General features: G+C 69.4%; 15 protein-coding genes. 8 read left to right on the top strand and 7 right to left on the bottom strand.

Translation table 11 applies throughout. The annotated features are described in order from the left end of the window. The first annotated feature begins 96 nt into the window (after positions 1-96). Genes kstD through ACWGIC_RS27430 form a run of 6 tightly spaced genes read left to right on the top strand, consistent with a single transcriptional unit; the run spans position 97 to position 5,607 of the window. Positions 97-1,773, top strand: coding sequence for a 3-oxosteroid 1-dehydrogenase (kstD, locus tag ACWGIC_RS27455; protein WP_452078805.1), 1,677 nt, complete (start codon positions 97-99; stop codon positions 1,771-1,773). Continuing rightward, positions 1,770-2,945, top strand: a complete 1,176-nt coding sequence (locus ACWGIC_RS27450) for a Rieske 2Fe-2S domain-containing protein (protein WP_452078804.1) — start codon at positions 1,770-1,772, stop codon at positions 2,943-2,945. Before kstD ends, ACWGIC_RS27450 begins: the two co-directional genes overlap by 4 nt. Then, the gene (locus ACWGIC_RS27445; RefSeq protein ID WP_237598713.1) at positions 2,942-3,208 is read left to right on the top strand and encodes a hypothetical protein; all 267 of its coding nucleotides are present in this window, start codon (positions 2,942-2,944) and stop codon (positions 3,206-3,208) included. Before ACWGIC_RS27450 ends, ACWGIC_RS27445 begins: the two co-directional genes overlap by 4 nt. Beyond that, positions 3,201-4,241 (top strand): 2Fe-2S iron-sulfur cluster-binding protein, encoded by a 1,041-nt coding sequence (locus ACWGIC_RS27440; protein ID WP_452078803.1) that lies wholly within the window; start codon positions 3,201-3,203, stop codon positions 4,239-4,241. Before ACWGIC_RS27445 ends, ACWGIC_RS27440 begins: the two co-directional genes overlap by 8 nt. 10 nt (positions 4,242-4,251) lie before the next feature. Beyond that, positions 4,252-5,112 carry a MaoC/PaaZ C-terminal domain-containing protein gene (locus ACWGIC_RS27435; RefSeq protein WP_452078802.1) on the top strand — a complete coding sequence of 287 codons (861 nt, stop codon included), beginning with the start codon at positions 4,252-4,254 and terminating at the stop codon, positions 5,110-5,112. 27 nt (positions 5,113-5,139) lie between these two features. Then, positions 5,140-5,607 carry a riboflavin kinase gene (locus ACWGIC_RS27430; protein ID WP_452078801.1) on the top strand — a complete coding sequence of 156 codons (468 nt, stop codon included), beginning with the start codon at positions 5,140-5,142 and terminating at the stop codon, positions 5,605-5,607. 3 nt (positions 5,608-5,610) lie between these two features. Here ACWGIC_RS27430 and ACWGIC_RS27425 read toward each other — a convergent pair whose 3' ends face one another. Next, complete coding sequence (locus ACWGIC_RS27425; protein WP_452078800.1) at positions 5,611-6,183, bottom strand: DUF5134 domain-containing protein; 573 nt, start codon at positions 6,181-6,183, stop codon at positions 5,611-5,613. 83 nt (positions 6,184-6,266) lie between these two features. On the opposite strand from ACWGIC_RS27425, the gene ACWGIC_RS27420 reads away from it, so the two are divergent. Continuing rightward, positions 6,267-6,650 (top strand): hypothetical protein, encoded by a 384-nt coding sequence (locus tag ACWGIC_RS27420; RefSeq protein ID WP_452078799.1) that lies wholly within the window; start codon positions 6,267-6,269, stop codon positions 6,648-6,650. A gap of 182 nt (positions 6,651-6,832) precedes the next feature. Here ACWGIC_RS27420 and ACWGIC_RS27415 read toward each other — a convergent pair whose 3' ends face one another. Genes ACWGIC_RS27415 through ACWGIC_RS27395 form a run of 5 tightly spaced genes read right to left on the bottom strand, consistent with a single transcriptional unit; the run spans position 6,833 to position 11,541 of the window. Next, complete coding sequence (locus ACWGIC_RS27415) at positions 6,833-8,002, bottom strand: lipid-transfer protein (protein ID WP_452078798.1); 1,170 nt, start codon at positions 8,000-8,002, stop codon at positions 6,833-6,835. After that, positions 7,999-8,397 (bottom strand): MaoC family dehydratase, encoded by a 399-nt coding sequence (locus tag ACWGIC_RS27410; RefSeq protein WP_452078797.1) that lies wholly within the window; start codon positions 8,395-8,397, stop codon positions 7,999-8,001. The genes ACWGIC_RS27415 and ACWGIC_RS27410 overlap by 4 nt, the downstream gene beginning before the upstream one ends. Further along, positions 8,394-9,302: a bifunctional MaoC family dehydratase N-terminal/OB-fold nucleic acid binding domain-containing protein gene (locus tag ACWGIC_RS27405; RefSeq protein WP_452078796.1), complete on the bottom strand. Its 909-nt coding sequence runs from the start codon at positions 9,300-9,302 to the stop codon at positions 8,394-8,396. The genes ACWGIC_RS27410 and ACWGIC_RS27405 overlap by 4 nt, the downstream gene beginning before the upstream one ends. Further along, positions 9,299-10,471, bottom strand: a complete 1,173-nt coding sequence (locus tag ACWGIC_RS27400; protein WP_452078847.1) for an acyl-CoA dehydrogenase family protein — start codon at positions 10,469-10,471, stop codon at positions 9,299-9,301. The genes ACWGIC_RS27405 and ACWGIC_RS27400 overlap by 4 nt, the downstream gene beginning before the upstream one ends. A gap of 2 nt (positions 10,472-10,473) precedes the next feature. Continuing rightward, positions 10,474-11,541: an acyl-CoA dehydrogenase family protein gene (locus ACWGIC_RS27395; RefSeq protein ID WP_452078795.1), complete on the bottom strand. Its 1,068-nt coding sequence runs from the start codon at positions 11,539-11,541 to the stop codon at positions 10,474-10,476. 126 nt (positions 11,542-11,667) lie between these two features. Between ACWGIC_RS27395 and ACWGIC_RS27390 the strand changes: the two genes are divergently transcribed. Next, positions 11,668-12,600, top strand: coding sequence for an alpha/beta fold hydrolase (locus ACWGIC_RS27390; protein WP_452078794.1), 933 nt, complete (start codon positions 11,668-11,670; stop codon positions 12,598-12,600). 57 nt (positions 12,601-12,657) lie between these two features. Here the strand turns inward: ACWGIC_RS27390 and ACWGIC_RS27385 are convergent, their stop codons facing one another. After that, entirely contained in the window at positions 12,658-13,197 is a 540-nt protein-coding gene (locus tag ACWGIC_RS27385) for a Uma2 family endonuclease (RefSeq protein WP_452078846.1), read from the bottom strand. Between the last annotated feature and the right edge of the window lie 55 nt (positions 13,198-13,252).

Below are 13,252 nucleotides of genomic sequence, written 5' to 3'. Positions count from 1 at the left end.
CGCCACCCTAGAACTGGAACACGTTCTCGTCTATGGTGACGGAAGTGGCCCCGAGCAGGCCAGCTTTAGCCGATAACACGTTGCATGTGAGGTGGCATGTCGGACGAGTACGACGTGGTGGTGGCCGGCAGCGGCGCCGCCGGGATGACCGCCGCGCTCGCCGCCGCCCATCGCGGGCTTTCCGTGGTGGTGCTGGAAAAGGCAGCCTGCTTCGGCGGTTCGACCGCCCGCTCCGGCGGGGGCGTCTGGCTGCCCGGCAACCACGCGCTGCGGGCCGCGGGCATCGAAGAACCACCCGAACGCGCGAGGCAGTACCTGGAGTCGATCGTCGGCGACGTGGTGCCGGAGCAACTGCGCACGACCTTCCTCGACCACGGGCCCGAGGTGCTGGAGTTCGTCACCCGGAACACCCCGCTGGAGTTCCAGTGGGTGCCGGGCTACAGCGACTACCACCCGGAAGCGCCCGGCGGACGTCCCGGCGGGCGGTCCGTGGAGCCGAAGCCGCTCGACGGCAAACTCCTCGGCGCCGACCTCGCGCGGCTCGAACCGCCCTACAGCGCGCCGCCGCTCGGCGTGCCGATCACCCAGTCGGACTATCGCTGGCTGAGCCTGATCGCCCGGCATCCGCGCGGGTTCGCCCGGATGCTGTCGCTCGGGATGAAATGGCTGGTCGGACGCGTCCGCGGACAGCAGCTGCTGTCCATGGGGCAAGCGCTTGCGGCCGGGTTGCGGAAGGGCCTGCGGGACGCGGGCGTCGAGGTTCTGCTCGACACTCCCCTGGTCGATCTGCAGATGGAAAACGACATCGTCACCGGCATCGTGGCCCGCCGCGAAGGCAAGGAGACGCTGTTCCGCGCGCGTCGCGGAGTGGTGCTGGCGTGCGGCGGCTTCGAGCGCAACGAAGAGATGCGCACCAAATACCAGCGCGCGCCGATCGGCACCGAATGGACCGTCGGCGCGGCGGCGAACACCGGCGACGGCATCAACGCCGGGCTCAAACTCGGCGCGGCGACCGACCTGATGGACGACGCCTGGTGGGGTCCGTCGTTCCCGCTCACCGGCGGCCCATGGTTCGCGCTCGCCGAGCGCTCCCGGCCCGGTTGCCTGATGGTCGACGCTCAGGGCACGCGGTTCGTGAACGAGTCCGCGCCGTACGTCGAGGCCGTGCACGCGATGTACGGCGACGGCGACGGCCCGGGCAAGCACGTGCCCGCGTGGCTGGTGTTCGACCAGCGCTACCGCGACCGCTACCTGTTCACCGGCCTCGGCCCGCGGCAGCCGCTGCCCGGGCGCTGGTACAAGGCCGGGATCGTGGCGAAGTCCGCGACGCTGGCCGGGCTCGCCGAGAAGATCGACGTGCCCGCCGAAGCGCTGGAGCAGACCGTCACGCGCTTCAACGGCTTCGCGCGCAAGGGTGTCGACGACGACTTCCAGCGCGGGCTCAGCGCCTACGACCATTACTACGGCGACCCGCGCAACCGCCCCAACCCGAGCCTCGGCGAACTGGCCAAGGCCCCGTACTACGCGGTCCGCGTGGTGCCCGGCGACCTGGGCACCAAAGGCGGGCTGCGCATCGACGAAAACGCCCGCGTCCTGCGCGAGGACGGCACGGTCGTGTCCGGGCTCTACGCGGCGGGCAACACCAGCGCACCGGTGATGGGCCGGACCTACGCCGGGCCGGGCGCGACCATCGGCCCGGCGATGGTGTTCGGCTACCTTGCGGCACAGACGCTGGCGAACGAAGATCAGACCGGCACGGGAGGCAGGCAGTGACGCCGAAGACTGAGGGATCCGAGATCCGCACGATCGACGCCGGGGCGCCGCCGGCGCGGTACGCCCGCGGCTGGCACTGCCTCGGGCTCGCCGAAAGCTTCCGCGACGGCAAACCGCACGCGGTGCAGGCGTTCGGCACGAAGCTCGTGGTGTTCGCCGACACCGCCGGGAAGCTGAACGTGCTCGACGGGTACTGCCGGCACATGGGCGGCGACCTGACCCAGGGCTCGGTCAAGGGCGACGAGATCGCCTGCCCGTTCCACGACTGGCGGTGGGGCGGCAACGGCAAATGCAAGTCGATCCCGTACGCCAAGCGGGTCCCGCTGCGGGCGCGCACCCGGGCGTGGCAGGTGCTCGAGGAGAACAAGCAGCTGTTCGTGTGGCACGACCCGGAGGGCAACCCGCCGCCGGAGAACGTCGTGATCCCGCGCGTCGAGGGCGCGTTCAGCGACGAGTGGAGCAACTGGACCTGGGACTCGATCCTCATCGAGAACGCCAACTGCCGCGAGATCATCGACAACGTGGTGGACATGGCGCACTTCTTCTACATCCACTACGCCTTCCCCACGTATTTCAAGAACGTGTTCGAGGGCCACATCGCCACCCAGTACCTCAACACCAAGGGCCGCCCGGACATGGGCATGGCGTCCAATTACGGCGGCGAGGAAAACCTGCTCCGCTCGGAGGCGTCGTACTTCGGGCCGTCCTACATGATCAACTGGCTGGTGAATTCCTTCCAGGGCTTCGAAATCGAGAACGTGCTGATCAACTGCCACTACCCGGTTTCGCCGACGTCGTTCGTGCTGCAGTGGGGCATCATGGTCAAGAAGATGCCCGGCGTTTCCGACGAGCACGCGGACAAGATCGCCCAGAAGCTCGCGAAGGGCATCGGCGTCGGTTTCCTGCAGGACGTGGAGATCTGGAAGAACAAGACCAAGATCGACAATCCGCTGCTGTGCGAGGAGGACGGCCCGGTCTACCAGCTGCGCCGCTGGTACGACCAGTTCTACGTGGACGCCGCGGACGTCACCGAGGACATGACGCGCCGGTTCGAGTTCGAAGTGGACACCACGAAGGCGAACGAGGTCTGGGCGGCCGAGGTGCAGGAAAACCTGGCGCGCCAGCGGGCGGAGGCCGAGGCGGCGGCTCAGTCGGAGGAGGCTGGGGTGTGACCGCTGAAGCCACCGAATTCCTCACCTCCGGGCTGCGGCCGCACGAGTGCCGCAGCTGCGGAACCTGTGTGCTGGTCAAGAAAAACAGCCTGAAGCACACCAGCATCCAGTGGACCACCGACGCCGCGACCAGCTGTCCGGTGTTCGCCGCGCACGCCGCTTCCGGCGGCAATACGGCGTTGCTGGACACCTGCGAGAAACTCGCGGACAGCATCGACAGCGCGGTGCGCGACGGCAATTTCGGGCAGGTGCGCAATGACTGACGTCGTCACGCTCACCGTCGCCGAGGTGATCGAGGAAACCGCGGACGCCCGGTCGATTGTCTTCACGGTTCCGGACGAACACGCTGCGCGGTTCGCCTACTCCCCCGGGCAGTTCCTCACGCTGCGGATTCCCAGCGACCAAACGGGTTCTGTCGCGAGGTGCTACTCGCTTTCCAGCGCACCGCACGAGAACCGGGTTCAGGTCACGGTCAAGCGGACGGCGGACGGGTACGGCTCGAATTGGGTTTGCGACGAGCTTAAGGCGGGCTCGACGATCGACGTGCTGCGGCCGTCCGGCGTGTTCTGTCCGTCCTCTTTGGACGCGGACTTCCTGTTGTTCGCCGCGGGCAGCGGGATCACGCCGGTAATGTCGATCCTGAAATCCGCACTGGAAAAGGGCGACGGCCAGGTGGTGCTGGTCTACGCGAATCGCGACGAGCAGTCGGTGATCTTCGCCGCCGAACTGCGGGAACTGGCCGAGCGGTTCGGCGACCGGATCACCGTGGTGCATTGGCTGGAAAGCTTGCAGGGCCTGCCGACGGTCACCGCCTTGCGGGCGCTCGCCAAACCGTATCTCCGCCATGAAGCGTTCCTCTGCGGCCCCGCGCCGTTCATGGCCGCCGCGCAGGACGCGTTGCGCGAGCTTGGCGCGCCCCGGGAACGCGTGCACGTGGAGAAGTTCCACTCGCTCACCGGGAATCCCTTCGCCGACGAACCGGAGCCGGATCCCGCGGACGACACAGAGGACACCAGCGGCGAAACGACCGCGCTCACTGTCGACCTCGACGGCGAGACCCGGCAGATGTCCTGGCCGCGGCAGCGGAAGCTGCTCGACCACCTGCTCGCAGCGGGCCTCGACGCGCCGTACTCCTGCCGCGAGGGCCAGTGCAGCGCGTGCGCGTGCCGCATCACCTCCGGCGAGGTGAAAATGCTGAACAACGAGGTGCTCGACGCCGAGGACATCGCCGACGGGATCGTGCTCGCCTGCCAGTCGGTACCGTTGACCGACGAGGTGTCCGTCAGCTACGAGTGAGTGGAGAGCCGTGCCCATCGACCCCGCGGTCGCGATCGGAGCCGATCTCGGCGAGGTCAGCTTCGCCTGGACGCCGTCCGACGTGCTGCTGTACCACCTGGCCGTCGGTGCGGGCGCGGATCCGCTGGACGAGCGCGAACTGCGCTACGCCTACGAGCAGGACCTGCGCGTGCTGCCGACCTTCTCCACTGTCGCGGTGAACCTGCGCACCTTCGAACCGCCCGCGCTGAAGTTCCCCGGCGTCGACGTCGACCTGGCGAAAGTGCTGTACGGCAAGCACAAGATCGAACTGCACCGGCCGATCCCGGCCGAGGGCAAAGCGGTCGCACGCACCCGGATCGCCGACGTCTTCGACAAGGGCAAGGCCGCGGTGCTGGTGCAGGAAACCGAGGTCGCCGACGAATCCGGCACTCCACTGTGGACAGCCCAGGCCAGCATCTTCGCCCGCGGCGAGGGCGGCTTCGGCGGCGAACGCGGGCCGTCGGACAAGATCGAGTGGCCCGACCGGGAACCGGACGCCGTTCTCGACGTGCCGACGCTGCCCCAGCAGGCGCTTTTGTACCGGCTGTGCGGCGACCGCAATCCGCTGCACGCCGACCCGGCGTTCGCCAGGGCCGCCGGTTTCGAGCAGCCGGTCTTGCACGGGCTGTGCACCTACGGCATGGTCGCCAAGGCCGTGGTCGACGCGTTCCTCGACGGCGATCCCGCACGCGTCTCGGCATACGGGACGAAGTTCGCCGGCGTCGTGTTCCCCGGCGAAAACCTGCGCGTGCGCGTGTGGCGCGAGAACGGCCGTCTGCTGGTCACGACCACCGCGCCGGAACGCGGCGACGCGCCTGTGCTGGCCGACACAGTGCTGACCTCCCGCTGAACATCGGGACCGTTATACGGTTGTCCCATGGCGGACGAGCGAGACGGCACCTTCTTCGTGGTGCGCGGGCCAGTCGAGCCGGGCGACAAGCGCGGCCGTGAGCTGGGCTTCCCCACCGCGAACATCGCGCTGCGCGACCAGCGCGGCGAACTCGGCGACGGGGTCTGGGCCGGCTGGGCGGAGCGAGCGGACGGCACCCGCGTCGCGGCGGCGGTGTCCGTGGGCCGCCGCCCGACCTACTACGGCGCCGACGGCTACCGGCTGGTCGAAGCCTTCCTGCTCGACTTCGAGGGCGATCTGTACGGCGAACGCCTCACCGTCTGGCTCGGCAAGCATCTGCGCAACCAGCAGGCTTACGGATCCTCGCAGGAGCTGATCGACGCTCTGGGCCGGGACGTCGCCGCGGCTCGCGAATGGGTCGCCGCGCACCCGGCGGACACGCTGCCGAAGCTGGCCGAACTGCCGCCCGACGGCGAAGTCCAGCGACTCGGCTGAGAGTCAGACCGCCGCGAGCAGCATGACGCCCATGCCCGCTCCCATTGCGGCGCGGCACAGCGTGCGCGACGCGTGCCCCGGCACCGTGGTGCCGCGCGAGCGTATCGCCACCACGCCGGAGCGGACCGCGTCCACCGCGAAGTAGACCGCCGCGCCTATCGCCACCACCGGCCACGCCAGCCTTGTGTCCATTGTGGACATCGTGAGCCACGGCCCGTGCACCATTCCGCCGTGCGGCATCGCGGTGACCATGTACAGCATCGCCGCCGCGGACAGCGCGTGGTGAGCGCAGCCGTGCCCCTCGGCGCGGCCCCGCCAGGCAGACCAGGCGAACCAGCCCGCGGTCAGCACCAGCACGGCCTGCCAGCCCGCCGCCGGAATCGGGCCGCCGGCCGGGCAGAACATCGCGACCATCGCCACGACCAGCAGCAGTTCGGCCAGGTCGCCGTTGCGCACCCGATGGCCGAGGCTCACGTAGTCGAGTTTCACCAGCCGCAGCACGCACGGCAGGGCCAGCAACGCGAACAGCGCGGTGAACAGCCACGCCAGCGGGACATACACCTCGGCACCTCGCATCTCCGGACACGCTGTGTCACTAGGTCCTTACCACCGTGACACGCACGAGATGCGGGCACCAGCCAGCAATGAGGTGATCCGCGTTGACCCACAAGGACTATGCGCGGGTCGGCAAGTCCAGCTCAGGGCGTTGTTGTCGGCCGCTGCGCCCGCTTCGTCGTTCCATCGACGTCACGCTGGACGGCTGTTGCGACCACCTCACCGGCATCGCGCCGGACGAGGAGTTGCACCGGCACTCGACCGAAATCATCGCCCGCGCCGACGTGCTGCTCTTCGGCCGGGTGATCTGCGAGTACGAGTTCGTGGTGCGCCCCAGGATCGCGGGACACGGGCCGACCTTGTTCGCCGACCTTCCGGAGCGCCTCGACCTGAAGCTGGTGGACCGGAGGGAGTTCGCATCGGGCGTGGTGGTGCAGCGGGTACGTGCCGGCGGTTTAGAGCGGCGTGGGCGGAGGCAGGTCCTGTGAGTGTTTAGCCGGTTAGAGCGCACCGCGTTCCGGCTGCCTACTGGCTCAAGCGCCCCAATGCCACATTGGGTGCGTCACATGCACCCAATGCCACATTGGGGCGCGCTATCGCCTCGCGACGCGAACACGCCGTAGGGTCCCGCCTCGTGAGTGGCGATCCCGGTTAGAACCGGCCTAAACACTCACGACCTGGTCAACACCAACCCACTGGTCGGCACACCGGTCCCCGCAGTCACCACCGCGGTACCGGCACCGGCGACCTGATTCGCCGCCGTGCCGCGCAGCTGCCGGACAGCCTCCGCGATGCCGTTCATGCCGTGAATGTAAGCCTCGCCGAGCTGCCCGCCGTGCGGGTTGAGCGGCAGTTTCCCATCGATGCTCAGCGTGTCGCCCGCGATGAAGCCCTTCGCCTCGCCGCGACCGCAGAAACCCAGTTCTTCCAGCTGCATCAGCACGTACGGGGTGAAGTGGTCGTACAGCACCGCGACGTCCACATCGGACGGTCCGATCCCGGACTGGCCCCACAGCTGCCGCCCGACCACGCCCATTTCCGGCAGCGCGGCGAGATCGTCGCGGTAGTAGCTGGTCATCACGTACTGGTCCGGACCGCTCCCCTGCGCCGCCGCCGAGACCACCACCGGTGCCTGCCGCAGGTCGCGCGCGCGTTCGAGGCTGGTGATCACCAGCGCGACCCCGCCGTCGCTTTCCTGGCAGCAATCGAGCAGGTGCAACGGTTCGGCGACCCAGCGCGAAGCCTGATGCTCCTCCAGCGTGATCGGCCTGCCGTGGAACCACGCGTGGGGGTTGGTCGCCGCGTGCGCCCGGTCGATCACCGCGATTTTGCCGAAATCCTCGCTGGTGGCCCCGTATTCGTGCAGGTACCGCTGCGCGACCATGGCCACGGTCGCGGCCGGGGTCGCGATGCCCATCGGGTAGTGGAACGCATTGTCCACACCGGACGTGTTCACCTGCTGGGCCGCGGCCGCCGACACGCGCCCGAACCGCGTTCCGGAGCGCTCGTTGAACGCCCGGTATGCCACCACGACGTCGGCGATCCCGCTGGACACCGCCATCGCCGCCTGCTGCACGGTCGCCGCTGCCGCGCCGCCGCCGTAATGCACGCGGCTGAAGAACGTCAGCTCCGGAATGCCCAGTTCGCGGGCGAGCGCGATTTCCGCGTTGCCGTCCATGGTGAACGACACCATGCCGTCCACATCGGACGGAGTAAGCCCGGCGTCGGCCAGCGCGTGGCTCACGCACTCGGCTGCCAGGCGAAGCTCGCTGCGTCCGGAATCCTTGGAGAACTCCGTCGCGCCGATCCCGGCGATGGCGGTGGTCCCGGTGAACGTCATGCGTCCTCCTCCGGCAGCGTCAGCGAAACCGTGCCGGTCACGTGCGCGCCCAGACTGTCCACTGCGGACACTTCCAGCTCGACGTCCGCCCCGTCCCTGGCGGTGACCCGGCCGGTGAAGGTGAGCGTGTCCCCGGCGTAGCACGGCACGCCGAGCCGGATCTTGATCGAGCGGACGAGCGCCTGCGGACCGGCCCATTCGCTCACGTACCGCTGCACGAGCCCGGTGTCGGTGAGGATGTTGACGAAGATGTCCTTCGACCCGCGCTTGACCGCGGCGTCCCGGTCGTGATGCACGTCCTGGAAATCCCGGGTCGCCAACGCGGTGCTGATCACGAACGTCGGCGTCGCCTCGAGCACCATCGGCGGCAGTTCGGTCCCGACTGCGGCAGTCATCGCGCCACCTTCCACGCGGGCAGGGTCAGCTCGTCGTCGACGCGCACGAACGCGGCCACGACCGGGAGCCCGATGCGGACCTCGTCCGGTTCGGCGTCCAGGAGTTCGGCCATCACCCGCACGCCTTCCTCCAGTTCGACCAGCGCGACCACGAACGGCAGCTTCTTGCCCGGCACCGCCGGATGGTGGTGCACGACGAAGCTGTAAACCGTGCCGCGCCCGCTGGCGACGACGTAGTCCGGCACCGTGTCGAGCGATCCGTCCGGCGGCATCGGACCGGGCGGATGCCGCAGTACGTCGCCCCAGCGCTGGATGCGCAATTCGCCTTCACGGAGACCGTCCCAGAAGAATTGGGTGTCGTGGCTGACCACCGGACGCAGCACCGGCGACGGAGGCGGTTCCGGTTCGCGAGGACGGAACATCAGCACGCGGAACACCATGTCCGCCACCAATTCCCGGCCGACGTACCAGTTCGTCCGGGTGGTCACGAACCAGCCCTCGCCGAGCCCGGTGTGCTTCGGGCCGGTGACGTCCTTCAGCTCGTTCGTGGTCGAAACGTGTTCGCCGGACCGCAGATAGCGGTGATAAGTCTGCTCGGAGTTGGTGGCCACAATGGACGTGAACCCGGCTTCGCTCAACACTTTCATGATCGCGGCGAGCGGATCGTCGCTCCCGCGCACGCCGTGCAGGCCCGGCATGGTCCACACCTGCGCCATCGCGGGCGGCGCGACGAGTCCCTTGTGGACGCTCGCGCCGGCGAACTCCGCGTCGGTGTAGACCGGGTTGGCGTCGCCGATCGCCTCGACCCAGTTGTTCACCATCGCCTGGTTCACCGGATCGCGCGCATACCTCGGCGCGCTTTCGCCCTGTGCGGCGATTTTCGCGGCGGCTTCCTCGATCGTCATCGCGGCACCCTCGGCAGTTTCAGTCCGGCGGAGGCGATCAGTTCGCGCTGGATCTCGCTGACGCCCCCGCCGAACGTCAGCACCAGATTCCGTTTCGCCAGCACGTCAAGCCATTCGGCGAGCTCCGCGGTGTCCGGGTCGGCGAGGTCGCCGTGCCGCCCGACCAGCTCCTCCAGCAGCCGCCCGATCCGCTGGATCCGCTCGGAGGCGAACACCTTCGTCGCCGAGGCGTCGGCGATCTCGACCGACCCGTCCGCCGCGGCCGCCGCGACCTGCCAGTTCAGCAGTTCGTTGACCCGCGCGACCGCGAACGTCTCGGCCAGCACCGCACGCACGTCCGGAAGGTCGAGCAGCGGCGTGCCGTCCTGGGTCTTCCGCTCCGCCGCCCACGCCCACACGCGGTCGTGCAGACCGCCGATCCGCCCGGCCGGGCCGAGCATCACGCGCTCGTGGTTGAGCTGCGTGGTGATCAGCCGCCAGCCGCGGTTTTCCTCTCCTACCAGCATGTTCGCCGGCACCCGCACGTCTTCGTAGAACGTCGCGTTGACGTGGTGCGCGCCGTCGCAGGTGATGATCGGCGTCCACGAATAGCCGGGGTCCCGGGTGTCCACGATGAGGATCGAGATGCCCTTGTGCTTCGGAGCGTCCGGGTCGGTGCGCACCGCGAGCCACACGTAGTCCGCGTCGTGGCCGCCGGTGGTGAAGATTTTCTGGCCGTTGATCACGTACTCGTCGCCGTCGCGGACCGCGCGCGTCCGCAGCGAGGCGAGGTCCGTCCCGGCTTCCGGTTCGGTGTACCCGATGGCGAAATGCACTTCCCCGGCCAGAATCTTCGGCAGGAAAAGGGCTTTCTGTTCCTCGGTGCCGAACGCCTGCAGCGTCGGCCCGACCGTCTGCAAGGTCACCGACGGCAGCTGGACGTCCGCGCGGGCCGCTTCGTCCACGAAGATGTGCTGCTCGATCTCGCCGAAACCGCCGCCGCCGTACTCCTTGGGCCAGCCGACGCCGAGCTTCCCGTCGCGGCCCATCCGGCGCACGACGTCGCGGTAGGTCTGCCCGTGCCGCTCCCGCAGCAAGGCCCGGCGCTCGTCGGCGGTCAGCAGGCCCGCGAAATACTCGCGCAGCCGCGCTCGCAGTTCCTGTTGCGCGGCCGTCAGTTCGATGTGCATGCTCATCCCGCCACTCGTTCGCCCAGCCGGCCGAGCCGGTGCGCCGCTCCTCCGACCGCGCGGCCGAGGTCCTTGATCGCCGAGGAATACCGGTGCAGCGGATAGGTGCGGTCGACGCCGACGCCGCCGTGCAGGTGATGACAGACCGCCAGCGCGGACGGCGCTTCTTCGGTCAGCCAGTACGCCGCGATGTCCAGCTCGGTGTCCGCGTCCAATCCGGACGCCAGCCGCCACACCGCCGACACCGCGGCCAGGTGCACGGTGCGGGAAGCGACGTAGACGTCCGCGATTTGCTGGGCCACCGCTTGGAAAGTCGCCAGCGGACGGCCGAATTGCGTGCGCTCGCCGACGTGCTGGGCCGTTAGCGCCAACGCTCCCGCGAGCAGTCCGTCACCGAGCGCCAGCGCGCCCGCCAAGGCGTAGCGGTGCAGTGTCTGCAACGCGTGCCCGGCGGTGCGGTCGCGCAGGAAGTCGGCTTCGTTCACCCGGGCGCCGTCGAACCGCACGGTGTATTCCGGCGTCCCGGCCGCGTTGTAGGCGGGCAGGATTTCGACGCCGTCGGCGTGCGGATCTACCAGCGCGACACCGGTACCGCCCGGCAACGCGATCGGCGTGAGAATCCGCGCGGCTTCGGCGGCGTACGGCACGTGCGTCTTGACGCCGGTCACCGCCCAAGCGCCGTCCGCCGCCGCACCGCTGGTCCCGGGGATGGAGGTCAGCGGTGCGGACGGCTCGTGCAAGGCGGCAGTGAGAATGGTCTCCCCCGCCGCTGCGGGCGGGAGGAACTCGGCGCGCTGCGCCGGGGTGCCGAGCGCCTCGATCGGCAGGATGCCGAGCGCCAGCACGGCGTACGCCGGCACAGCCGCCGCGGCCCGGCCCACCTCGGTGAGCACCGGGGCGACATGGTCGACGCCGAGCCCGTCGCCGCCGAGGTCGGCGGGCAGGGGCAGGGCGAGCAGGCCCGCGTCGGCCAGCGCTCGCCACTGGTCCGCGGGCTCGTCGGCCTTCCCGAGCACTTGCGCGGCGAGCGAGGTGATCTCGCCCTGCGTATCGTCGGGGGTGAAGTCCACTCCGGTCTCCCTCCACCTAGGTGGAACACGTTCTATTTTTAGCCGGTATGGGCTGGCTCGGCAACCCCCAAGACCGTTTGCCGGGCTGCGGATCGACCACGAAGCGGAGAGGGGCGGCACGCCGACGTGGGTGCGGAACAAGTTCTCAAATCAGCGCTGGGCGACGTCGGCTGGCAAGCGACGCGGAAACTCGCGACCATCCCGCCCACCGCGGGCGTCCCCGACCCTCAGCCGCTCTCCCTGCCCGATCGCGGCCAGACGGTCGTGGTGGACATCGGGCCCCGGCACGCGCCCGCGGTGATCCTGCTGCACTCGGTCGCCTGCACCGGGCTGCTCACCTGGTACCCGGCGCTGAAGCGGCTGTCGGTGAATCACCGGGTCGTCGTGTTCGACCAGCGCTGGCACGGCCAGGGCATCCGCTCGCACGAGTTCAGCCTCGAAGACTGCGCGGAAGACGTGGTCGCGGTCGCGGACGCGCTGGGCATCGACCGGTTCCTGGTCGCGGGCTACTCGATGGGCGGCATGGTCGGCCAGCTGACCGCCCGCCGCTTCCCGGACCGCGTCACCGGCCTGGTCCTGTGCTCGACGGCGAGCAACTTCCGCCGCGGCCTCCGGCAGCGCGTGGCGCTCGACCTGTTCGGCCGCACCCTGCACCTGCTGCGCGACCAGGCCCGCATCGGACTGGTCCCCGGCGAACCCCGCCGCGAACGCCTCGCCCGGCTGGAGGACCACCGGTGGGCGCTGGAGGAATTCCGGTCGACCAGCCCGTGGGCGATCGCGGTGGCACTGGACGAGATCGGCCGCTTCGATTCGACGCCGTGGCTGCACACGCTCGACCTGCCCGCGGCGGTCGTGGTGACTTCGAGGGACGGGTTCATCGCGCCCGCGCATCAGCGGAGTTTGGCGCGGCGGATTTCTGGGGCGGCGACGTATGAGATTCCGGCCGGGCATACCGCGTGTGTGTTTGCGGCCGATCAGTTCGTGGCGGCGTTGATGGCGGCGTGCACTTCGGTGCAGGCGGCCGTGGCCGGGCAGGGGAGGATCGCGGATTCGGCCTAGGGCTGGGTCTCGTGCGTGTTCATGCCGGTTCTAACCGGCATTGCCACTCACGACCCCCTAGTACGTCGACACCAAATCCGCGGGCCGAAGCTCCAGCCGGTACGGCAGCTCCAGCCGCACCACGTCGTCGCCCGAAGCCTCCCCGTCCAGCACGTACTCGCCTTCGACCAGGCGGAAGCAGCTCACCGCCGGCTCGTTCGGCTCGATCACCCAGTAGTACGGGCAGCCCGCGAGCGCGAGCCGGGCCGGTTTGAGGAACCGGTCGATGTGCCTGCTCGACGGCGAGACCACCTCGACCGCCAGCACCGGGACGCCGACCAGCGCGCGTTCGGTGAACGTCTCGCGCCGCCCGACCACGACGTCCGGGATCATCACGGTGAACTCGTCGAGCACCACGTCCACCGGCGCGGGCAGGACCTCGCAGTCGGCAGGGCACAGCGGGGTCAGCGCGGCGAGGAGGCGCGCGACCACCCGCTGGTGCAGCGGACGCGGGGACGGGCTCACCAGAAGCGTCCCGTCCACCAGCTCGTACCGGCGGCGTTCATCCGAGATCGTCTCCAGGTCCCGACGCGTGAGACGGTCGCCGTGCGCGAACATCGGGACTGTCATCATGCTGCCCCCGCAGGCGGGCCGACCGGAAACGACTCGGCCA

The organism is Amycolatopsis sp. NPDC054798 (assembly GCF_053611505.1).
This window is presented reverse-complemented; position numbering and strand designations above follow the sequence as displayed.

Coding starts and splice junctions, on each gene's coding strand:
- ACWGIC_RS27415 (WP_452078798.1), bottom strand. CDS start 8,002: ATGACGTTCACCGGGACCACCGCCATCGCCGGGATCGGCGCGACGGAG.
- kstD (WP_452078805.1), top strand. CDS start 97: ATGTCGGACGAGTACGACGTGGTGGTGGCCGGCAGCGGCGCCGCCGGG.
- ACWGIC_RS27410 (WP_452078797.1), bottom strand. CDS start 8,397: ATGACTGCCGCAGTCGGGACCGAACTGCCGCCGATGGTGCTCGAGGCG.
- ACWGIC_RS27385 (WP_452078846.1), bottom strand. CDS start 13,197: ATGTTCGCGCACGGCGACCGTCTCACGCGTCGGGACCTGGAGACGATC.
- ACWGIC_RS27430 (WP_452078801.1), top strand. CDS start 5,140: ATGGCGGACGAGCGAGACGGCACCTTCTTCGTGGTGCGCGGGCCAGTC.
- ACWGIC_RS27440 (WP_452078803.1), top strand. CDS start 3,201: ATGACTGACGTCGTCACGCTCACCGTCGCCGAGGTGATCGAGGAAACC.
- ACWGIC_RS27400 (WP_452078847.1), bottom strand. CDS start 10,471: ATGCACATCGAACTGACGGCCGCGCAACAGGAACTGCGAGCGCGGCTG.
- ACWGIC_RS27425 (WP_452078800.1), bottom strand. CDS start 6,183: ATGCGAGGTGCCGAGGTGTATGTCCCGCTGGCGTGGCTGTTCACCGCG.
- ACWGIC_RS27405 (WP_452078796.1), bottom strand. CDS start 9,302: ATGACGATCGAGGAAGCCGCCGCGAAAATCGCCGCACAGGGCGAAAGC.